Genomic DNA, 22,205 nt, shown 5'->3' on the forward strand with positions numbered 1-22,205 from the left:
GTAGGAGATTCTATGTCACGGCGCAAGCCTCGATGTGAGGTTTGGGCTGATAGGTGGTTTGGTTCTTAAGGAGCGAGAAGGCGATTCTTGCGATTTTCCTTGCGAGGATGATGAACGCCTGCGTTGGGGATAGACCGCGGTCCAAGTGGCGCTGATAGAAGCCGCGCCAAGTGGCGCTTCGGCTCGCGGTCATAGCGGCTAGGTAGAGAAGTCGGCGCAGCTCCGGGTCGCCTTGCTTGGTCAGTTTCCGTTGCCCCCGGGTCTTGCCGGAGTCCCGGACCCGCACATCAAGCCCCAGGAACGCGACGAAGGCGTCGTTGCTGCGGAAGTGACCTCGCTGGAAGGCCATGGTTAGCGCGGCGGCGCTCAGTGGTCCCACCCCCTCAATGCCTTGGCAGCGCTCCATATCCGCCTGCCATTGGTGGTGGCGAATACATTCTCGAATCCGGCGCAGGATGGCGCTGTCGAGCATCTTGAACTGTTTGGTGAGCCCTTGGGCTTCTCGCTTGAGCTCAGGTACCTCCCGCAGGCTCTGCTCCAGAGCTGATTTGGCCCGGACGAGCACGGCGCGGCGTCTGAGTAGCTGCTGGAGGGTGCGATAGCCCTTCGAGGGCGGTGTCCAGGGCCTTAGGTCAGCCCGTTCCCGGTCCAGGTACCGCCATAGCAGGCGGGCATCGGAACTGTCGGTCTTCGCGCGGCCGCCGATGCTCTGGCGATAGCGGTTCAGGCGAAAGCCATCGACCACGTACACCGTATGGCCAAGGCGGTGCGCTTGGTCCACAAGTTCCATGTGGTAGGTATTGGTGGCCTCGACGGCCAGGCAGGCCGGAGCCTGCAACTGTTTTAGCCACCCGGCTATCGACCCCGGGTCATTCTCCAGAAGGATTACCGGAGCTTCAGGATGTTCGCAGATAGCCAGCTCCGCCTTACTGACATCCACCCCCACCAGATACGGCCGTACAGGCATTGCCATGAGATGCTCCCCCGACTAATGTGAACATGCTTGTCGGGGCTCACCCTAGCGCTGGCTTGCCATTAATCGTCGGTCCATAGCCGATAGATTCCATATTGGCGATTAGGTGAGGGGCGGGACGATATCTCCTACGGTCTGTGCCTTTGGCCAGATGCGGCGTTCGTCCCTCCACCCCGACAAGCCCCTTTGTGACTTGCCGGGAACAAACATACAAGCGACGGAAGTCGCGATCCACCGAATCGCGGCTTCCGCCGCTCCTAAAGAGATCTCGGTATGTCACCAAAGGAGCGTGTTGGACGCGATTCCGGAACAGCTATTTAGCTATCAGGACGCCCCGTGTGCGCGCCAACGGTAGCGAACCCCAGCAAAGGCACCGAATCCGGCAGTGGCCGACCAAATAGCCCGGTGCTATCGTCAGGAACTATGACCTCCGTAATCCAACTCTATGAAGAGCTCTCGTCCGCTCCCGACAAGACCCGGGCCCGGGTCATCGCCGAAGCGTTCGAACGGATGGAGGAGCGCTGTCCCGAGGTCAAGGACCTCGCCACCCAGTCCGCCTTGACCGAAACCGAGCTGCGCCTGCAGAAAGAGATCGAAATCGTCAGAAAAGAGATTGTGGCGATGGAAGGCCGCCTCGCAAAGGAACTCGAACAAGCCCGCGGCTCCGGCTTGCGCTGGGTATTCAGCCTGCTGGCCGGCCAGACCGTCGTCATCATCGCCGCCCTATTCGCGATCGCCGGCAACTAGAACTTCAGGCCTCCCCCAGGAGCCCGCCCGGGAATAGCAATGGGCTCCAAAAAGTAGGTTGGCGCTGAGGAATGAAGCCCAACAAAATCAGCGTTGGGGTTCGCATAACTCACCCCAACCTACAAAAAACGATGTACCCGGGAAGCTCCCAAGCGTATCAAATCCCGGAAAGATGCCGGGGTGCAAGGTCAAGAACCGACCCCATCCCCCACAGGCGGTTTCCCTAAAACGTAAAACGTAAAACTTTGCCTACTCCCCCGCCCATCCCCTCCACCGATAGACCGCGAGCCCCAGATACTCCTTGAGCGCCCGGGTGCTGTCCGAAAGCGCTTCGGCATCGGGTAGCCAGCGCAGCAGGTGGTTAGGTTCAGGGATCACCTCAAAGTCGGCCGGAGCCGGCACCAGATCCACCCCGGCCGACCGAAAGGTTGCCGCGGCGCGTGTCATGTGCAGGGCGGAGGTCACCAGCAGCACTCGTCCAATGTTCCTCTTCTCCAGCAACTGCGCCGACAAAACGGCATTCTCGTATGTAGTACGGCTGGCGTTCTCCAGCAGCATGGCCCTGTCCGGGACACCGAGGGCCCGCAAGAACTGTGCGATCGCCTCCGCCTCGGAGCGCCGTTCACCACGCCATGCCGCCCCGCCACCGGAAACCACCACCACCGGTGCCTTCCCTGCATGGTAAAGCCGCGCGGCATGCCACACCCGATCGGCGCCCGAACCCAGATCGGCATACGGCCACTGCGACGGCGTACCGCTCACCCCACCGCCCAGCAGCACCACCGCCTCCGCCGTCGGCGATTGCTCCACCGGGACATTCGCGAAACGACCCTCAAGGGACAACCGCAGCGCATCCGAGACCACCGGCAGCGACCACACCCAGAGCCAGGCGACGGCCAACACCAGAATCGTCAGACCCGAACGCCGCCAATGGAGCCACAACAGCAGCAGAGCCAGCAACGAAAGCCACAGGGAGAGGTTCAGGGGATAGGCGATCTGCGTAAGCAGCTTATCGAGATAAAGCATATGGTGTCTGTATTGATCCCTTCGCCCGGCGGGGCAAAACCCATCAGAGGTCCGGCTGAACCTCGGCCTCCCCGGCCGGCACATCACCGGTGCAAATCCCCTCCAGCGCCTGCAGATAGCGGCCAATCACAATTTTTTGGAGAATCGCCGCGAGGGCGCGCCTCCTACCAGAAGAGCCGGAGTCAGGAACTGCGGGGCCTGCTGATGGCGTTAGGGCACCAACAGCGCCTCCGTTCCCCGGTAGGAGGGCCGCCCCGGCGCGAATCAATCCAGGCCGTGCCTGTAAAACGTAAAACCTAAAACCAATCCCTACTGCAACTCCGCCGCCCCGGCCTTGAACCACAGCGCCAATCCCACCAACGGCAGATACGCAATCACCACGCCCAATGCCCCGTCCAGCCAGCCCAAAGCCACCGTCGATGCCACCGGCAACAGCCAGAACAGATTAATTGCGCCGAAGGCGTAGGAGACCGGCGGATGCGACCCGAACTTGCGCGCGGCATACTGATAGGCATGACTGCAATGCGCTCGATGGAACGGTTCGTCCCGCAGCACGCGCCGGACCAGCGTCACCGTCGCATCCACCACGAAAGCACCCAGCAGGATCACCCAGCCCCAAAACAGCTCCGGTGCTACCCAAGCCGCCTGAATCGATAAGACGCCCAGCATAATCCCGACAAAGCCGCTGCCGGCATCACCCATGAAGATCTTCGCTTTGGGGAAATTCCAGAAGAGAAAGCCAAACACCGTTGCCAGCAGCAGCGTCGGCGGAGCCCACTCGGCGCCCGTCGCGGGCGACAACAGATAGAGGATCACCCCACCCAGACAGACCGTCAGGGCCTCGATCCCGGCGATACCGTCGATGCCGTCCATGAAATTGTAGAGGTTGAGCAGCCACACCAGATAGAACGCCGCCAGCCCATACCCCAGCCAGCCGAGGTCCACATCAAGACCGAAAGCCGGAAGAGGCGGCAGACCACCCAGCCACGCCAATGCCCAGCCAGCCGCGACGAAATGGGCCAACAACCGCCACCGAGCCGGTATGTGGCCGTGGTCATCGAACCACCCGACCAGCGCCACCCACGCGCCGGCCCCAACCAGCGCCCAGAGGCTCGCCGCCGTCGGACCTCCGGCCCAATTCAGCAGCGGAAGCGCCACCAGGCACGTCAGCACAATCGCCAGCCCCCCGCCTCGCGGCGTAGGTACCGTGTGCGAACTCCGCTCGTTAGGGCTGTCCATCAGACCACGGAATAACGCATAACGCCGCAGCGCGCCCGTCAGGAGCAACGCGACCCCCGCCGCAAAAGGAAAGACCCACCACTCATTCATAAAAATTGCCAATTAAAAATACGATCTAACAGGCTGTGAAAAACTCCCTCTCCCTCCGGAAGAGGGTCGGGGTGAGGGGGTTCAATGCATGATAACGGTCTGAGTTTTTTTCGCCTCATCCTGGGCTTCGACAATTGCTCCCTGCATTGTTCTCGGCTCTGGCTCCTGCTTCGCTCTACCTCGTCCATCCATGGACTCGTACCTCCTGCGTCCTGCAGTCGTCTCCCTGAGGGAAAAGGGACAAAGCCTTTTTTCAACAGCCTTCTAACATCTTTGTTTGGATTTAAACTCCCGCGCAGTCTCCCTCAGCGCCTCATCCACACTTACCGGCGGTGTCCAGCCAAGCACATCTCGCGCTTTGGAAATATCCACCTGTAGTGACCCGCACAAACGCCGTGCAACGGCCTGCTTACCAACCATCGCCGCCCCCGCCTCCAAAACCCAGACCGGAACCGGTAGCAGCCTGGCCGGTTTGCCAAGGGCATCCCCTAACCGGCGCAACAGTTCAGTCGTTGAAAGGTCTTCGCCATCCCCTGCCAGAAACGTTTGGTTGGCAGCGGCAGGGTGATCAATACAGGTGATTATGAGATCAACGAGATTATCAAGCGCAACCAGACTGCGCTGATTGTGGATTGCTCCCAGCGGCAATGGCACACCCTTGGCCACCCAGCGCATCATGGAGAGAAAATTGGCCTTTACGCCGGGACCGTACACCAAAGACGGCCGAATACAGACGACCTCCATACCGGACTCATCCGCCAGTTCCATCAACCGCTCCTCGGCTTCCCACTTGGAAACACCATAAGGATCCTGCGGCAACGGCTTGTCATCCGCTCCAAATACCTGCCCCGGTGCAGTCTGTTCGCCATTGACCTTGATAGAGCTTATAAAGACAAGCCGTCGCACACCCGCATCCGCCGCCTGACGCGCCAGGTTCAAGGTTCCCTCTACATTTACTTCGCGAAACACTGCCAAAGCATCAGTGGCGGTTTCGTGCATCACATGAACCCGGGCGGCTGCATGTACGACCACATCCACTTCATTCAGAGCTTCCCGCCAGTTGGCTTCAGGCGTAAGGTCACCCACCTGGACCATAGGCACTTCGGCAGAAAGCACAGCAGTCGAAGAACGCACGGCAACAACGGCAGGTTTTCCCTCTGCCGTGAGCTTCCGCAACACACTTCCGCCGAGAAACCCGGTCGCGCCCGTCACCAAAACGGTACTCACACCAGCATCTCCCGATAGATCGCAAGGGTCTCAGACACAACCTTATCGATCGAGAACTCTTTCTCGGCTCGTTCCCGGCTGCGCAGGCCCATTTCTCTACGTCGGTCCGGATCCTGAATCAATGCCTCAAGCGCATCGGCCAATGCATCGACATCACGGGGCGGAACCAGCAACCCGTTATCACCGTCGATGACAACCTCGCGGCACCCCGGCGCATCCGTGGTCACAATAGGCAAACCTGCTGCCGCCGCCTCCAATAGCGATCTCGGCACCCCTTCGCCATAGTAGGACGGAAGACAGGCAATATGGGCCTGATCAAGCACGTCAACCATATCATCACGCCTACCCCACCATTCCGCGGTGCCTTCATCGGCCCACGCTTTCAGCGTCGCCTCGTCTATGGAACCGGGGTTAGCCGCATCGGGCGCGCCTACCAGCACAAAGCGTGCCGTACCACCGCGCTGGTGAATCCGCCGGGAGGCTTCAACCAACTCCCCCACGCCTTTATCCCAAAGCATGCGCGCCACAAGCACCACCACCGGTATCCCGTCCGATCCTGCGCCAGGGTGAAACTGCGCCACATCGACTCCGCTGCCGCGAATCAGCGTCATGGATGACTGACTGACTCCCAACGCACACAACCAGGCAAGGTCATCCGGATTCTGAACAATAATTCGCCCGCGGGAGAGCACACCCTTTAACACGCGGCGTACCGGATATCCAAGTAGTGCCGCTGCTCGGCTCTTGGAAGAGTAGAGCCAACCTAGCCCCGCTAACGCACTGACTACGCGCTTAACCCCGGCCAGCCGAGCGGCAACCGCCCCCAACACAACCGGTTTCAAAGCCACATGATGGACAATATCGGGCCTTTCCCGACGGTAGAGTGCAGCCAAACGGCCGACGGATGAAGCCAGCGACAATGGATTCAGGCTCCGCCGTTCACTGTCGAGCGCAATTACACGAATCCCGGCGGCACGAATCGTCTCGCCGTGATCACGAACACGGGTCACCACCGCCACGTCGTAGCCCGCATCCCGGGCCGCCACTGCCAATGGCAAACGGTGAGAACAGAAATACCAGTCCTCGGTAACGAAGTACAGCAACTTGGGTGGTGCCACAGAATTCTCCAAACGTTTCAATTCGCCTATTCGGCATCTATTTCTTCGCTACCATAAAATGCCCTGACGGCGCACTGGATGTATTCTTTCTGTTCGCCCCACTTAGAAAGGGGATCCTTAACAGATTATTTATTATTCTGAGAGGCGCAAATACTGAGCGCGGGTAAAACGCGGTCGTAGAGAAATCCGACATCACATGAAGCCTATTTCCCTGCGGATACACACTAACCTCCTTGAAATCAGCGCCCGCCTTTTCCAAGGCCCTGCGCGTTGGGCGCCAGTAATCTTCTGGGTCGGCATGCTGGTGAAATGCAAACGGAACAGATAAAAGCAGGCTCCCACTCGGGGCTAGTACACGAAATGCTTCCTTTATTAGCATAAGCGGTTCATTTACGTGCTCCGCTATCTCAATAGCGACAACACAGTCGAAAACTCCATTTTGGAATGGCAGCTCAAGCGCACTCGCGACTACGTCGGTTGCTCCAGGCGTCGACACGATATCGAGCGTCACGTACAGATCCGCACTAGGAAATCGCGTACGGTACGGATCGTGGCCCGCACCGATAACCAACACACGAGCATACTCGTCCACGCACCAACGGCGAACATCCGCTTCAACAAGCAAGCGTCTGGCCGTCGGGAAAAACCGACGCACAAAACCTTTCGGATTCAATGTGGCCATTAACCTGCCCTCTATCTTTGCTCGTACTCGCCGCTTATTTCGTCGCGCGTTGATAATGAGCCCTATACTGCCCAAACATTGCACAGTTTCCCCAATCTTTAACGATACGTTCTCGCCCTTGCGACCCAATATCATCCCGCCCTTCCTTGCCCAGCATTAGAACCTCGCGAACCTTCTCCGCAAATCCTTCTGCGACACCAACCGGCGACGTATACCTATCCCCCACTAAACGCCGAAGCACCTCGACATCCGAAGCAATTACAGGCACACCGCATGCGAGTGCCTCTGCAACTACTAGTCCAAATGATTCCGAGTACGATGGACACACAAGCACGTCCAGTCCGTTCATTATCGATTCGATATCGGTCCGTTCACCAAGCAAGTAACAACAATGCGAGAGACCCGACGATTCCACCATTCTTACAAGGTCAGGGTTTTCGGTAAGGACTTCCGTCCCGGCCAAAACAAACTGGATTTGCGGAATAGATGCTTTTAAGCTCTCAGCCATCTCCAGAAACACATCAAATCCTTTTATCGGGGAGAATCTCGCGACCATGCCCACCAAACGAACATGATCTTCCAACAGAAGTTCTTGTCGAAACTGCTTCCGCAATGTGGCTGCTGGCCGAAATCTGTCCGTATTCACGCCATTGTTTATAACGATGCCTGGTTTTGCACGATAACCAAGCATTTCATGAACCGTTTTCGCATAATCGGAACAGTAAACAATAGAATCAGGAATATAGTACGACAGAAAAGCAAGAGCTTTTACTATTAACCACGTGCGGCCTTTCTCATGAACCCCATCGGGGCTAGCGTGATGAACGGACCAAATGATCGGCCTTGAACCACTTAGCTTTGCCGCCAAACCACCTAGGAGATCTGCGTGGTAAAGCCAAGTTTGCACTATGTCGGGCTGCTCCTGACGTAGCAGTCGAGCCACACGGCAAAATCCCATTACCGCGCTTCGTGGGCCAGTAATACCAATACAGTGTACCCGGCAGCCCAATGCCTCCAGCCGTCTCGCCAAATCCGTTTCGCGAGTCAGCGAAATCACAATATGTTCAAACTCGGGAGCCGATAGGGCATGCGTCAAAGCCAAAAGAAGTTGCTGCGCCCCACCTAACTCCAAACTACTAATAACATGGCATATTTTTTTTCTGCCAGAATCACTCATACCAGATTGCAAATGCCTCGTTTCGCGTTCCACGAACAAATTTTTCTGATCCTCATAAACGCGCCATGCTTTCATACCAGACGACTGTTAGCGCGCCGAAAGCGCCAAAACAGCAAATCGCAAATCACCCCTAGCAAAAGCCAATTAAGTTTCATAGATACAGGCAAACCATGCAGAGGAACATTGATTATTATTCCCATACCCGTGGTAAAAATACCTCCCGCAGCGTCACCATATTGCTTCCAATACCGTCTGCATACTATTCTTCTTAGTAGAACTACTAAAACCCCGAAAACAAGAAGGCCTGCCATAAGCCCTAGCTCCGCACTAATCCATAGCAATGCATTGTGCAGATCGGTGGTCTCGGAAAGATCTAACTGCCCTCAGCCATCCACTCATTTTCACACGACAAAAAAAGACTTGGGATAGCGCACGGTGTGCCTCAATTTTCTCCACAAACGCTTCCATGATCGGGATCAGCCATTGTTCACGCATGCGTGGCATCCTTACGGGAAAAACGTTGGTGGGTGAGATAGTGGACCTTCTCTTAGAGAAGCCGATTTTCGCGTCGAAGTTGCTCGTTGATATGCCTCAACTCTGCAATGGCGGGAGGCCGAATTGCCATCCATTTAGTTCGCTGTCGATGCCCCCGTACGCATGCGCTTATTCTACCAGATTACCGGAAATACCAGGTTTTTTTCGCTCTGAATTAATCTGCCAGAACGTGGTTAACTAAGTGCTTACCTTTCCACCGCAAGCTACGTGCAGCTCTATAGCTAGCCAGTAGCAACTCGTAATGCATAAGCGAACAAAAGAGCACCCCGAGCGCAGTCAGTTGTCGATTACGACTTTCCCGGTTCGAAAGTAATTTAATCCGCGTTTTCCACCAAAACTCAAACCACCTCCGGGACATACTACTACCTATCTCTTCGGATTTTTTCGCCGTGATCTCCGCTTTGTCCGATTGCCGCCCTTTATGAATTTGTGACAGAATACGTCTTGTATTCCTCATCTGAACAAAAGCATTCCTAGATGACATACCTGCAGGGTTTGTTCTGTAAAACAAGACATTCTGTGATAGATTTGCTATCACATAATTGGCAAGATGCGCGCGAACCAAAAAGTCAATATCCTCCGAAGCCATCAAGTCTCGATAACCTCCTAAATGCTCGTAAACTTCTTTTCTGACCATATATGTTGGATGGATTACAGGGCATCCGTATTTGAGAAACTGCTCAATTGCATACGCGTCCGTCGGCTTGCGTAGCCCCCCTCCTCGTTTGCCCTCCATGTCGATCTGAATTGCCTGCCCACCCAATATTGATATCTCAGGGTGAGAGTCAAGATGTTCCGTCTGCTTTCTTATTCTAAACGGCATAGAGATATCATCAGCATCCATTCGTGCGACAAGCTTTCCACGCGCCAAGGAAATGCCCTCGTTCAAAGAGGCAACCAGACCTTTGTTCGCCCTAGTGACTACTTTGATGCGCGGATCTGCAGAGGAAAATCGAGATATCACTTCGCCAGTACCATCTGTAGAGCCATCATTAATTATAATTAACTCAATATTTCGATAATCCTGTTCCAGGATCGACGAAATGGCTTGGCTAATATAGGTCTCACAATTAAATGCCGGCATCACAACCGACACCAACTCTTCAGTCATCATCACGCCCTTTCAACCGCCTGTATATCGTTCGAGCCTTTCGGTATAGACCGACACACTTCAGGGCTTCGACTATTTGCTTCCGAGCCCTCGCTCTCGCGAAGAGCATCTCTTTTTTTACCTGTGCTACCAATGCATTGAAAACACCGCCTTCAACTAAAGCCGCCATCATTTCGATATCGACCAGATCCTTCTCCTCCCGACGCGCCGCCTTCATTCTATAGACCTGCCTAAACGCAGAGAACTTGATCCCCCTATAGAAAAAGTAGTACTTTGGATTCAATATCAATTCACTCTTACTCACGCCATGGAAGCGCATTTCCGAATCGTGATCGTCGATACCATCGTTGCGGAACGAGTGCGTTTCTAGCGCGATCACGTCAATATCACGCGCTTTCCTCAAACCGTAGAGCGCAAGAACGAGCCCTGAATCGATAACGAATCGATTCATTCCCATGCTTTCGAGGCTTAACCGTTGCCGAAAGCTTTCTAAGGCACAGTGCGTTTCCGGGAACTTGGTCGGAAAGCTGTGATTTAGAAAGTGAACTGCGTTTTCGTTGAATAGTAACCGAGATACTCGAACCGCTTCTTCGTGCGTGTCGGTAATGTGAATCGAGTGTTTACCGATTCCGACCATTTCTCGCACTTTTGTCTTGATTTTTGTGACCTGCTCAATTGATTCCGCCTGAAATGCAACAACCCTTAAGTCTTCGCCATTCCCAAAACAAGGAGCAAGCTTACCTTCTGCCCCACGGTAATGCTCTTCCTCTTTTCCTAGCCAATGTTCGTTAGCATAAACTTGTGTTATTAAGTTATGCGCGCCTCTATAGGTCAGCTTTACCTTTTTCTCGTAGATCACACGTCCGAATGTCGTATCAATCGGAATAGATTTCTTGTTTGAACTGGGCCAAAGAATTGCAATGTATACATTTTCCGCAATTTCGACAAACTTGGAAACAGCAATTTCAACGTCACGGGGCCTCATCCCACGACTAAGGAAGAATTTGTAACCATAGTCAGGTGGCGGCGTCAACATGGAGACGGTAACAACACTCCTTCCCGTAACATATCCTGCTGCCACGCGGTGTGCTCCGTTTAAAATGCTCCCGTCAGCTGCCAAAGGTACATAGCTTTTATCCGAATCAAACGGTGCCCGCCGAAGGGACTCGTAAAGCCCTTCAAAATCCTCTATATATCGTTCTAAGCTATTTTTATCTTCATTACCCGGCTCCTGAAACCTTCCTAAGGAAAAACACCTTAGGTGCGATTCATAGATATCTCTAGCAAAATCGGAGCTGTACGACTTCATCTCGAGGAAAAGGATTTTAATTGCCAGATCCAATCGATTGTGAGTAATCAATCCGGCCGGCGACACGTGTTTCGGCGTGCATTCGTTGTCCGCAATCAACGGCCATAAGTGCTCATCGACCTTTCCGATAAGCTCCCTTCCCTGTATCACTGATTCACTCATATAGAAGCCCCACCCTTCCGCATCACACCCCAACGACTTCGTCAACGATAGTTCGCGCAAAGGTTCTCGCCGAAAACCGGTCGGCTGCCCCACCGTAAATGAATTCCAAGATGTTGCGCTGATACTCTAGATACGCATCATCAGACAGAGCGGAAATATATTCATACAATTCATCAAAACTTTCGTAACGTCTGAAATCAATAAAACACTCCTCAGGAATATAATCCTTTATATTGTTCGCACCAAAATAGATGGGAACACACCCGGAGAACAGGCAGTCGAATATTTTCTCTGTAATATACCCGGGGACATTCACGACATTTTCGAATGCAATCCCGAATTTATATCGACTTAAAACATTAGCTTTCGACAACACTTCCCCACGATAAGACCGGTATTTCTCTGCAAACAAGAGGTCCAATACATACACAACTGGCCGAACCCTCCTCAGAACGCTCGAAAGTAAAGATGCCCCCAAGTTCAAGCGGTTCCAGCCTCGCCCGTAAAGGTCAAAATCCGACGGATGGTTACCTTCGAACCAGCGAATCACTTCCCTACGCTTGGAATACAATTCACCGCGTGCGTTAGATGACTTGTTGCTTATTATCAATGCACATAGTTTCTGCCTGTCTACCAAACCGGTTGGAATTCTCTCAGGGAAGCTAAAGCCATAGCATACCTTCACGTAGCTCTCATTCAAACAAACCAATCCATCATGCCACGTAAAAATCTTTTTGAAATGCCTATGATTTTTTCTTCTATAGCTTTCGGGCCGAATTATCGAACTTTCCACTAGTAGTGCATAGTTCTCACCGGAGGGACTCAAACTGGCCTCAAAGCCGCTCTTTAGATCGTGCATAATTACAGCATCGGCTTCCGCAGGCGCCAGAATATCCGACGTATGTATCTGATGTCCGAGTCGGGCGAATTCATCCTTCATTTTCGCATACTTGGCCCGAGTCGGGTCGGATTCATCAAAGATACGGTCGCCTTGGTATGGCTTGTCTGTGACAAATGAAATCAGCATATTCGACTCAAGTATATTCCATCGCTAGTAGTAAATATCTAATGGACTTTCGCCCTAGTGGGATAACAAACCAGCATGTTTCTCAAAATCGTCTTTATGTATAAAGAAGAAATTGTAATCCGGCAGTGCATGAACATCTCCAACGCGCACAAGCATTCCCTCGTTCGCCCAGAATATCTCGTACCCTTGGCTCAACACCATTTCAATCAGCTGTTGCGGAGTGTAGCCGAAAAGTTTTGTCGAACGCTCCTGTATTTCCAAAAATAAGATAGGCTTAAATCGCTTAAGAACGCCACGTGCTCCTTTCAACATAAGGAGCTCCGCCCCTTCTATATCCGCCTTTATAAAGTTGACTCGCGAAATCGAATTCTCATCCACATACTCGTCCAATGAGACTGTTTTAACTGAGAATTGATTGAAGGACCTTTTGTATCGATGCAACTTAAACGACCCCGAAATTCCAATGTCGGGAAGAAATATTTCCTTTGTCCCGCTTGCCTCGTCTAATGCTCGACCGTCTACATTTACATTATATGAATGATTTAGATCAATATTGCGTTTTAATATATCAAGCGTATGCGGTAAAGGTTCGAATGCATAAACCATCCCCCTTTCACCTACAGCGAAGCTCATAAGTATTGCGTAATACCCGAAATTCGCACCCACATCAATGCAAACATCTCCACGTTCAACCAACTTGGCCACGATTTCTGTTTCTTTCTTTTCGAAGCTTCCGATAATTGGGATAGAAAATAGCCCCGAAGCAGTTCCTTCAAGTGGCGCAAACTCATACCTTCGTCCGTCCTTCAGCCCGATTATCGCACTTCCTTCCGCGAAACGGATCTCATTTATATCACCAATGGCACATAATTCTGTGAAATAGCGATAGCTGAATTGCATGGCGCTTACGCGTCTCTTTAAAGCTATGCTTTTGAGTTTCGATTGGAGCAATGCGGAGACTGGCAGTTTCATTAGCGGTCTCGTCTTTGAAATACTGTTAATAGAGCACGAGGGTCAAAACAGCTCACCTTCATGTTCAAGTGTTTTCTAAGGTCACGATCGAGGACGTCATAGAGATAATTCATTGCAGCAAGGGAAAGCAAAGTCGCAAATGCAGCGCCCTGAATGCCGTAGGAAGGAATTAACACAAAATTTAAGCCAATGTTCATGGCCGCGCCAAAAACCGATCTATATAGGTATTTTTTTTCGTACGATTCAGAATACAGAAACTTAACGAAAGCAGCGTTTAAAAAGAAGAAAACGCCGGCCCAAATATGGATCACAAGGACCGACGATGCCGAAGCGTACTCCGCTCCGTACAACGATCCGATTATCGAGTCACTAAGGAAAGTTACTGGTAGCGCCACAGCAATTGCAATCCAGACAACCAAGGAATAGAGATTTTTTAATCTTTTTCGATAAAGTTCAACGTCTATTTCCTTCGCCCGCAATATCGCAGGAAAAACCGAGCCGGTAATTGCGATGGGAATAAAGTAGAATGCCTCGCTTAACCGAACGGCGGCAGCATACTGCCCAACATCATTCGCACCCACCATTTCTAACAGCATTATCTGATCGATCTTCATATAAACCGAAGCCGAAAATGCGGTCAGAACCAGAGGGAGTGATGCCTTCAATAAGTCGATGGCTATGTTTTTCTCGAACACCCACTGCCTAATTGACCGTCTGTTGGCCGAATAGAAATATAGTAAACCTGCGGCAAACATCATTACTTCCAGAAGGAATGCCCAGCCAAACCACACAAGAGGAGCATTCATAAGAATGAAACACACTCGGACAGCGCTTGCGCTCAGTAGCGCCAATGTGCTTGCAAACACAACACTCCGGCTTTTCACAATGCTCTGGAAATAGAAATCCATCACGTAAAAAGCATGGAAGAACACAACCGCTCCCATAATGAGCAGCAATTCCTTCGCCTCACGAGGTGCAGCAAATACTGAATAAGCGACTAGCAGGAGGTACAAACAAGCGGCAGCAACTAACTTAAGAGCGAACGCCGTTCCAACTAGGTGCTCGTGTTTTTCCCTTGCAAATACAAGCTTTCGGACGACGACAGCATCCAAACCTAAAGTCGCTACTGCTGCAAACATCCCAACCAAACTCATCACATAGCTGTAGGTTCCGAATTGTTCACTGCCGAGGTAGCGAGCTATCCATACGCCAACAAGGAGACCAACAACGATACGTAAAACCTTCTCCAGCAAAAGCCATGCTGTATTTTTAAAATATCTGACAAACCCGTGATGCTTGGTCAGCTTTATAAGTTGAGCCCTTACATGTTTCGGCATTGTATAGTACTGATTTCATGAGCATCGTCCTGATCGTCTTACCAATAGACATCAAGACTACATTTATTGCATCTCTGTTTTTCAAAGTTAAAATTTACCACCAACTTAGGACCTCTTTTGGAGGCGCCAGAGTCGTTTCAATCGTCAAATTTCAACTAGGCTTTTCCAGAAACTCTTTGTATGCCCGTAGCAACCCCTCGCGAAGCGGCGTTTTTGGCGTCCATCCCGTGTCGGTAAGCAACCTAGAATCCATTCGTTTCCGAGGCGTGCCATCAGGCTTGCTAGGATCCTGCTCAATGCGGCCCGTGAAGCCGGTGACCTGTTTTACCAACGCGGCCAACTCCGCGATAGTGACGTCTTCGCCACAGCCAACGTTGATGTGGGTTTGCATCGGTTTTGTCAGGCCGGCCAAAGTAGCGCGATCAAGTTCCATAACATGGAGACTCGCTTCTGCCATATCGTCGACGTAAAGGAATTCGCGTCGCGGCGTGCCGGTGCCCCAAATGACGACTGCATCAGCATTATCCTGTTTTGCCTCATGAAAGCGGCGAATCAGTGCAGGAATGACGTGGCTGTTTTCCGGATGATAATTGTCCCCTGGGCCATATAGATTGGTCGGCATCACACTGCGATAATCGGTGCCATACTGCCGGTTGTACGATTCGCACAGTTTTATCCCTGCAATTTTGGCAATGGCATAGGGCTCGTTGGTCGGCTCCAGGGGGCCGGTTAGCAAGGCATTCTCCGCCATCGGCTGCGGGGCGAGCTTGGGGTAGATACAACTGGAGCCTAGAAAGAGCAGCTTTTGGACACCCGTTCGCCATGCTTCATGAATGACGTTGGCCTCGATCATCACGTTCTGGTAGATGAAGTCGGCCGGATAGGTGTTATTGGCATGAATACCGCCAACTTTGGCTGCGGCCAGATAGACCTGGTCCGGACGTTCATCCTCAAAAAAGGCGCGTACCGCCTGTTGGTTCGTGAGATCGAGTTCCGCATGCGTGCGGGTAATGATATTTGCCTCGCCTCGTTCTTCCAGTGCCCGGACAATAGCTGACCCGACCATTCCACGATGGCCTGCGACATAGATTTTGCTGCCACCACTACTCATTCGTGATAAGCCATGGTTTTGTAGCCGTTGCGTTTCACCAGTTCGTCGCACTCGGCGGCTTTGAGGTCTTCCTGTGCCATTTCGGCGACCAACTCCTCGAAGCTGATCTTGGGGCTCCAGCCTAATTTCTCTTTAGCTTTGCTGGGGTCGCCTAGAAGGGTTTCCACTTCGGTGGGGCGGAAGTAGCGGGGGTCTACCTGGACAATGGGGCTCTGGGTAGTGGGTAGTGGGGAATGGGAAATGGGGTTCCCACTGCCTACTTCCGACTTCCCACTTCCTTTTACCCAATAGCCCTTTTCTTCAACCCCCTCCCCTTCCCAGCGAATCTTCATATTCAGTTCGGTGGCCGCGGCGTTCACGAAGTCGCGGACGCTGTACTGTCGGCCGGTGGCTATGGCGAAATCTTCGGGCTCTTCCTGCTGGAGCATGAGCCACTGCATTTCGACGTAGTCTTTGGCATGTCCCCAATCGCGTTTAGCATCGAGATTGCCGAGATAAAGACAGTCTTGCAGACCAAGTTTGATGCGCGCGAGGGCCCGGGTGATCTTGCGGGTTACGAACGTTTCACCGCGGACCGGTGATTCGTGGTTGAAGAGGATTCCATTACAGGCGTAGATGCCATAGGCCTCGCGGTAGTTGACGGTGATCCAGTAGGCATAAAGCTTGGCAACGGCATAGGGCGATCGCGGGTAAAAAGGGGTGGTCTCCTTTTGGGGGACCTCCTGCACTTTTCCGAATAGCTCGGAGGTCGAGGCCTGATAGAAGCGGGTCTTCTTCTCCAGTCCGAGGATTCGGATGGCTTCGAGGATTCGCAACGGCCCAAGCGCATCGGAATTGGCGGTATATTCCGGTTCTTCGAAACTGACGGCGACATGAGATTGAGCAGCCAGGTTGTAGATCTCATCCGGCTGGACCTCCTGAAGAATCCGGATGAGGCTGCTGGAGTCGGTCATGTCGCCATGATGTAAATAAAGCTCCGAGTGCTGAATGTCGAGTGCGGAATCTTTCTCGATATCATGACGATCGCGGTAGAGATGGTCTATGCGATCGGTGTTGAAAAGCGAAGTCCGTCGCTTGATGCCGTGAACTTCATAGCCTTTTTCGAGCAGGAACTCGGCGAGGTAGGCCCCGTCTTGACCTGTTATGCCAGTGATGACCGCTTTTTTCTGCATAATGGATTCCTTAGCCTCAGCGATCGTAATCGTCGTCGAATCGTTCGATATCGTCTTCATCCAGATACTCGCCAACCTGTATTTCGATTAACTCAAGGGGAATCTTGCCCCGGTTTTCCAATCGGTGCTTCACGCCGATAGGGATATAGGTGCTTTCGTTTTTGGTCACGGTAAGTAGCTCATCATTCCGGGCAACTGTTGCTGTACCAGAGACGACGATCCAGTGTTCGGAGCGGTGCTGGTGGCGCTGGAGGCTAAGACAAGCGCCGGGATTGACAGTAATCCTTTTCATCTTGAAGCCCGCCTGTTCCTCAAGGACGGTGTAGCGACCCCAGGGGCGCTGAACGGTCAGGTGAAGTAGATGCTCCTGGGCGTTTGTCTGTTTGAGCTCATCGACGATTTCACGGACGCGCTGGGACTCGCCTCTTTTGGTTACCAACACGGCATCGGCCGTTTCGACGATGCATAGGTCCTGCACGCCGATGGCGGCGACCAGCCGTTTATTGCTGTGAACCAGCGAGTTTTGGCAGTCGGTGACGATGGCACGCCCCTGTACGGCGTTGCCTTTTTCGTCGTGTTCGGCAATTTCGTGTACGGCATCCCAACTACCCACATCGGACCATCCAAGTGAGCAGGGAATAAGGGCGACCTTCTGGCTTTTTTCCAGCACCCCGTAGTCGATGCTGATGTTGGGCATCCTGGCAAATCCGCGGTCGATGGCCTCCTGCAGTGACTCACTCTCTGCCCAATCGGCGCGAATGCTTTTGACAATGGCGTAGACGTCGGGGAGCTGCGCTTTAATTTCGGCCAAAATGGCCGATGTCCGCCAGACGAACATACCGGAGTTCCAGTAATAGTGATCCCGGGCGACAAACTCTTCGGCCTTGGCAAGATCAGGTTTTTCGGTAAATTCGTCGACTAGCAGTATCGGAGAAGCATCGTTGACCTTCGTTTCCGCCACCTTGATATAACCGAAACCGGTATCCGGTCGTGTCGGCTTGATCCCGAAGGTGATCAACCGACCATCGCTAGCTGCTTCGACCGCGGACTGTAGCGCCTCCTGGAACGCTTCGGACTGCTTGATGATGTGATCAGCAGGCAGAACCACCATGACCGGATCTCCACCTTCGGCCTGTTCTTGTAGCCAGGCGGCAGCAAGGGCAATGGCGGGGGCGGTATTGCGACCGACCGGTTCCAGCAGCGTCTGATACGCTCGGAGGCTGTTGTAGGCTTCTCCCCTGGCATGCTCGGCCCCGGTAACCACCAGGACGTCGCTGGGTTGGATCAGCGGGGCCAGCCGGCCAATCGTCGATTCCAGCAGGGTTTTATCGCCTTGGAGGCGCAGGAACTGCTTTGGCAGTTGTAGCCGAGAAAGGGGCCAGAGGCGTGTTCCGCTTCCACCAGCGAGTATGACTGCTTTCACGCGAGGTTCATCGCTTGTTGATTGTTCAGGCATTCGTCGCTATTAACCTGCTGAGTTGTTCTGTTCGGGCCTGCATCAGCGCTATATCGCCTCACGACTCGACGTTGAGCCGGATCACCGATTCGGTGTTGGACCCCCTTAGGATGAAGCGCCAGTCCGAAAATTCGGCGCTCATGCCGTCGGTCTCATCCAAGCGGGGGGGAGTCTGCCTCGACGGCTTTCAGGATGCAGCTTATGGTATCGGGTACTGAGGTGACTTTGAAGTTGAGCTCCCCCCGCTACACGGGTAGGCGGCTATGCGCTCGTCAACCAGCTTTGAAAACGGCCGTTTGGCTCATGGTTGATAGGTGTTACCTGAAAAGGCAGGTACGTTACCGCTGCATCGAAAGCCGGCCCGGCACAACCGTTACCGGCATTGACGACCAGGTGCAGAGGTTTGAGAACGTCCCACTCGACAGGACAAAACCTTTGCGGCGTAATCCTCCATCACGCCGACTTGGGTATCGGTGCCTCGTTTTTGCGGGGACGGTTCCGACAACGGCCCGCTGGCGACAAGGGCCTCGATATCCCTGAGGCCGGTGTTACTACTGACCGGTCGCGCCTCTTCCCGCACCAGCTTCATGCCGTTGTAGTCCATGGGATTATGACTGGCGGTGACCATGATACCGCCTCCCATTCCGCACCGGGCCGCGGCGAAGTAGACCATTTCGGTGCCGCATAGGCCAATATCGAGCGTATCCACTCCAGCATCATTGGCGCGCCGAACGAAGAGTCCCTTCTCCTTTAGGGAGACGACTGCAGGACGCAGGAGGTAAGAGTCCATGGATGGACGAGGTAGAGCGAAGCAGGAGCCAGAGCCGAGAACAATGCAGGGAGCAATTGTCGAAGGACAGGATGAGGGGGAAAGAAAACGGCCAAGGCCTATTGGATCACCCCCTCCCTGGCCCTCCCCCGCAGGGGGAGGGAATGGCATCATCGGCCCTTTTCCGTACCTCTGGCCGCGTGAAAAGAGGGGAAGTTCTTCAGGAGGACGCCTACATGGATGTAGGTGGTAGAGCGACGCAGGATGCCAAAGCCGAGCCCCAATGACGAAGTAATCTGTTGTTTCAACAGCGAGATTGCCGCGTCGCTGGGGCTCCTCATGACGGGTGTCTTCGCTGCTTCAGCGGCCGCGGCCTGCTCTACTTGGTTCCATAGGTGGCGGGGGTGTTTGAAAGAGGGCATCCGTCATGAAAATCACCGGTAACTACTCACCCCCTCCGTCATCCTCGCGTAGGCGGGGATCCAGAGAACAGAAGCATGGCTCAAAATGGAACCTCGCCTGCACGGGGACGACAGGGGATGACCGATCACCGGGCTAGCAGTTACGATCGCCGCCGGGGCGCGCCTCCTACCAGAGCCGAAGTAGCGCTACGGGCCCTGCTGCTGGTGGCGTTCGGTCACCAGCCGCGCCGCCACCCCGGGACCGAAGCAACCCGGGCAGTTGCCGTAAAACGTAAAACGTGAAACCTAAATTCCCTAAGCCTGCCTTAAGCTTTCAACCTCAGGCTTCACAATCACCCCCCGCTTCATCAATAGCGCCAATACTGCATCGACGCTGTCATCCACGGAGAGGACGGAGGAATCGATGGTCAATTCGGGGTTTTCCGGCTCCTCGTAGGGGGAGGATATCCCGGTAAATTCCTTGATTTCGCCGCGGCGGGCGCGCTGGTACATGCCTTTGACGTCACGCCGTTCGCATTCGCTGATGGGGCAGGCGCAATAGACCTCGTTGAAGTCCTCGCCAACCAACTCCCTCACCCGCTCGCGGTCGCTTCGCAGCGGCGATATAAAGGCGGTCAATACGATCACACCGGCATCTACGAACAGCTTGGCAATTTCTCCCACCCGACGAATGTTTTCCTGCCTGTCCTCAACCGAGAAGCTCAGATCGCCGCAGAGCCCGTGGCGCACATTGTCCCCGTCAAGTACGTAGGTACGACATCCCATCTCGTAAAGCCGCTCTTCAACCGCATGAGCAATGGTCGACTTCCCCGCCCCGGACAAGCCGGTAAACCAGATCACTTGTCCCTTGTGGCCGTTGAGTCCCTCCCTGCGCCCACGGTTTACCGAGCCCTGGTGCCAAACCACATTGCTGCTTTGTCCCATTATCCCAACCTTCGTTATTGGTAGTTGCCCATCCAGGTGAATACGGCTGCAACACAGGCGGGCTATTGCCTCCGCGGCCCAATGCGGGACCGTCCCGTCGCGGTATTCACAATACCTATCGCCGCGAGGGCGCGCCTCCCACCGGCAGAGGAGACCCCGTTCCCCCGCAGGAAGGCCGCCCCAGTGCAAATCGTTCCAGGCAGTTCCCGTAAAACGGAAAACGTAAAACGTAAAACGTAAAACGTAAAACGTAAAACCTAACCACTACGCCGCCTTGTCATAATAGGAGGCGATCCCCTCATAATGGCCTTCCTCTTGAACAGAGGCCGGGAAGCGCACCGGACGCGCCGTATGGCGTTGGCGCCGCAAGTAACGAACCAACCGCCAGGCGCGGCTCATACCCCAGAGATAAACCCCGAAAACACCCAAAAATCCGAAAAACAGCACCGGCTCGGGGATGAGGAGCTCGCTACCCACCACCCCGACTATCGCCAGCAGCGTGGCCAATCCCACCATAATGCTGCCCGACTGGCCTACGGAAAAACCGGCGCGCTGCAGAATATGGTGGAAATGCTCCCGTCCCGGGGAGAAGGGCGAACGTCCCTTGCGAATCCGCCGAATCATCAGGCTGACCGTATCCATCAGCGGCAGGGCAAACAGCCAAAGTGCCACACTGGGCGAAAAGGCTCGATCCGCTCCCTGCGACAAATCAATCAGGAACCACGCCAGTATCCCCCCCAGCATCAGGCTGCCGGCATCGCCCATAAAAACCTTGGCGCGTCCCAGAACCGGGCTGCGCATATTCAGCAGCAGGAAACCGGCCACCGCACCAGCAGCCAGAGTCAGGAATTCGGCATGACGAATACCAACGGCAAGGTAGCTCATGGAAAGCAGCGTCACCAATGCCAAGCCACCCGCCAGACCATCCATTCCGTCGGACATGTTAAAGGCATTCATGACGCCGACGAAGCAGAAGGCAGTGACCGGCACCGCAGCCACACCCAGGGCGATCACACCCGTCGAGACCAGGTTACCGACATCATGCAGCACGACGCCCCCCACCAGGGCCGCCACCACCGCAGCAGCCCCCTGGGCCAGAAAGCGAAACCTCGCCGAAAGCGGCTTTACGTCGTCATACAGGCCACACGCCAGGAGCACCGCCCCAAACGCGAGCAGAACCGCGTATTCCCGCCACAAACCGGCAAAAGCGGTACCCGCGGCAATCGCAAGGAAAATAGCGACACCACCCACCAGCGGAACCTCGCCACGGTGCCGTTTACGGACACACGGGCTATCCACCCAGCCGGCACCCCTGGCCATCGGCATGAGGACCACAGAGAGCGCAAACGCCGCCGAAAACGGCAGAAAAAAGCCAACAGACCAGTCCATGTATTTTTCTCCCCGGCCTAACCTATCGTGAGTGAGGAACAATCCCCACAAAAACCAAGCTGACGACCAATTTAACGAATCCAGACTGTGAACTCAATCACATTTTTACCGTTAGGGTATGGCACAAAAAAGGCAGGGTTATGACCGACAACGGCTAACGTTTACTCCCTCGCCCATCCCCGCCACCGACAGACCGCGAGCCTCGGGTAC

The 22,205-nt window shown here is 54.0% G+C and carries 20 protein-coding genes; 2 read left to right on the forward strand and 18 right to left on the reverse strand.

Annotation, left to right across the window (positions count from 1 at the left end):
• Positions 1–10: 10 nt before the first annotated feature.
• Complete coding sequence (locus tag BLP65_RS15310) at positions 11–973, reverse strand: IS110 family RNA-guided transposase (protein ID WP_092992258.1); 963 nt, start codon at positions 971–973, stop codon at positions 11–13.
• Positions 974–1,396: 423 nt separating this feature from the next.
• On the opposite strand from BLP65_RS15310, the gene BLP65_RS15320 reads away from it, so the two are divergent.
• Positions 1,397–1,720, forward strand: a complete 324-nt coding sequence (locus BLP65_RS15320) for a hypothetical protein (RefSeq protein WP_092998981.1) — start codon at positions 1,397–1,399, stop codon at positions 1,718–1,720.
• Positions 1,721–1,969: 249 nt separating this feature from the next.
• On the opposite strand, the gene BLP65_RS15325 is transcribed toward BLP65_RS15320, so the two are convergent.
• The 15 genes from BLP65_RS15325 to BLP65_RS17115 form a co-directional block, all read right to left on the reverse strand.
• Positions 1,970–2,746, reverse strand: coding sequence for a YdcF family protein (locus BLP65_RS15325; RefSeq protein WP_092998983.1), 777 nt, complete (start codon positions 2,744–2,746; stop codon positions 1,970–1,972).
• 309 nt (positions 2,747–3,055) lie between these two features.
• On the reverse strand, positions 3,056–4,075 hold the full coding sequence (locus BLP65_RS15330; protein ID WP_092999077.1) for an MraY family glycosyltransferase: 1,020 nt from the start codon (positions 4,073–4,075) through the stop codon (positions 3,056–3,058).
• Between the two features lie 264 nt (positions 4,076–4,339).
• The gene (locus BLP65_RS15335; RefSeq protein ID WP_092998985.1) at positions 4,340–5,302 is read right to left on the reverse strand and encodes a UDP-glucose 4-epimerase family protein; all 963 of its coding nucleotides are present in this window, start codon (positions 5,300–5,302) and stop codon (positions 4,340–4,342) included.
• On the reverse strand, positions 5,299–6,420 hold the full coding sequence (locus tag BLP65_RS15340) for a glycosyltransferase family 4 protein (protein ID WP_092998987.1): 1,122 nt from the start codon (positions 6,418–6,420) through the stop codon (positions 5,299–5,301). The genes BLP65_RS15335 and BLP65_RS15340 overlap by 4 nt, the downstream gene beginning before the upstream one ends.
• Before the next feature lie 37 nt (positions 6,421–6,457).
• Positions 6,458–7,237 carry a class I SAM-dependent methyltransferase gene (locus BLP65_RS17455; protein WP_092998989.1) on the reverse strand — a complete coding sequence of 260 codons (780 nt, stop codon included), beginning with the start codon at positions 7,235–7,237 and terminating at the stop codon, positions 6,458–6,460.
• Entirely contained in the window at positions 7,137–8,354 is a 1,218-nt protein-coding gene (locus BLP65_RS15350; protein ID WP_092998991.1) for a glycosyltransferase, read from the reverse strand. The genes BLP65_RS17455 and BLP65_RS15350 overlap by 101 nt, the downstream gene beginning before the upstream one ends.
• A 634-nt stretch (positions 8,355–8,988) precedes the next feature.
• Entirely contained in the window at positions 8,989–9,948 is a 960-nt protein-coding gene (locus BLP65_RS15355; protein WP_092998993.1) for a glycosyltransferase family 2 protein, read from the reverse strand.
• On the reverse strand, positions 9,938–11,416 hold the full coding sequence (locus BLP65_RS15360; RefSeq protein ID WP_092998995.1) for a hypothetical protein: 1,479 nt from the start codon (positions 11,414–11,416) through the stop codon (positions 9,938–9,940). Before BLP65_RS15360 ends, BLP65_RS15355 begins: the two co-directional genes overlap by 11 nt.
• Positions 11,417–11,438: 22 nt before the next feature.
• Positions 11,439–12,443, reverse strand: coding sequence for a glycosyltransferase family 10 domain-containing protein (locus tag BLP65_RS15365; protein ID WP_092998997.1), 1,005 nt, complete (start codon positions 12,441–12,443; stop codon positions 11,439–11,441).
• 54 nt (positions 12,444–12,497) lie between these two features.
• Positions 12,498–13,415 carry an FkbM family methyltransferase gene (locus BLP65_RS15370; protein WP_092998999.1) on the reverse strand — a complete coding sequence of 306 codons (918 nt, stop codon included), beginning with the start codon at positions 13,413–13,415 and terminating at the stop codon, positions 12,498–12,500.
• Positions 13,415–14,752 carry a flippase gene (locus BLP65_RS15375; RefSeq protein ID WP_092999001.1) on the reverse strand — a complete coding sequence of 446 codons (1,338 nt, stop codon included), beginning with the start codon at positions 14,750–14,752 and terminating at the stop codon, positions 13,415–13,417. The genes BLP65_RS15370 and BLP65_RS15375 overlap by 1 nt, the downstream gene beginning before the upstream one ends.
• Positions 14,753–14,903: 151 nt before the next feature.
• Positions 14,904–15,863 (reverse strand): GDP-L-fucose synthase, encoded by a 960-nt coding sequence (fcl, locus tag BLP65_RS15380; RefSeq protein WP_092999003.1) that lies wholly within the window; start codon positions 15,861–15,863, stop codon positions 14,904–14,906.
• Entirely contained in the window at positions 15,860–17,035 is a 1,176-nt protein-coding gene (gene gmd, locus BLP65_RS15385) for a GDP-mannose 4,6-dehydratase (RefSeq protein ID WP_092999005.1), read from the reverse strand. Before gmd ends, fcl begins: the two co-directional genes overlap by 4 nt.
• Positions 17,036–17,051: 16 nt before the next feature.
• Entirely contained in the window at positions 17,052–18,491 is a 1,440-nt protein-coding gene (locus tag BLP65_RS15390; RefSeq protein WP_092999007.1) for a mannose-1-phosphate guanylyltransferase/mannose-6-phosphate isomerase, read from the reverse strand.
• Between the two features lie 373 nt (positions 18,492–18,864).
• Positions 18,865–19,281: a phosphohexomutase domain-containing protein gene (locus tag BLP65_RS17115; protein WP_092999009.1), complete on the reverse strand. Its 417-nt coding sequence runs from the start codon at positions 19,279–19,281 to the stop codon at positions 18,865–18,867.
• Positions 19,282–19,757: 476 nt separating this feature from the next.
• Between BLP65_RS17115 and BLP65_RS16790 the strand changes: the two genes are divergently transcribed.
• Positions 19,758–19,964, forward strand: coding sequence for a hypothetical protein (locus tag BLP65_RS16790; protein WP_139181534.1), 207 nt, complete (start codon positions 19,758–19,760; stop codon positions 19,962–19,964).
• A 12-nt stretch (positions 19,965–19,976) separates the two neighbouring features.
• Here BLP65_RS16790 and cysC read toward each other — a convergent pair whose 3' ends face one another.
• Both cysC and BLP65_RS15410 read right to left on the reverse strand, forming a co-directional pair.
• Complete coding sequence (gene cysC / locus BLP65_RS15405) at positions 19,977–20,606, reverse strand: adenylyl-sulfate kinase (protein WP_092999013.1); 630 nt, start codon at positions 20,604–20,606, stop codon at positions 19,977–19,979.
• A gap of 264 nt (positions 20,607–20,870) precedes the next feature.
• Positions 20,871–21,995: a hypothetical protein gene (locus BLP65_RS15410; RefSeq protein ID WP_092999015.1), complete on the reverse strand. Its 1,125-nt coding sequence runs from the start codon at positions 21,993–21,995 to the stop codon at positions 20,871–20,873.
• Positions 21,996–22,205: the final 210 nt, after the last annotated feature.

This window comes from Thiohalomonas denitrificans (assembly GCF_900102855.1).
Taxonomy (GTDB): domain Bacteria; phylum Pseudomonadota; class Gammaproteobacteria; order Thiohalomonadales; family Thiohalomonadaceae; genus Thiohalomonas; species Thiohalomonas denitrificans.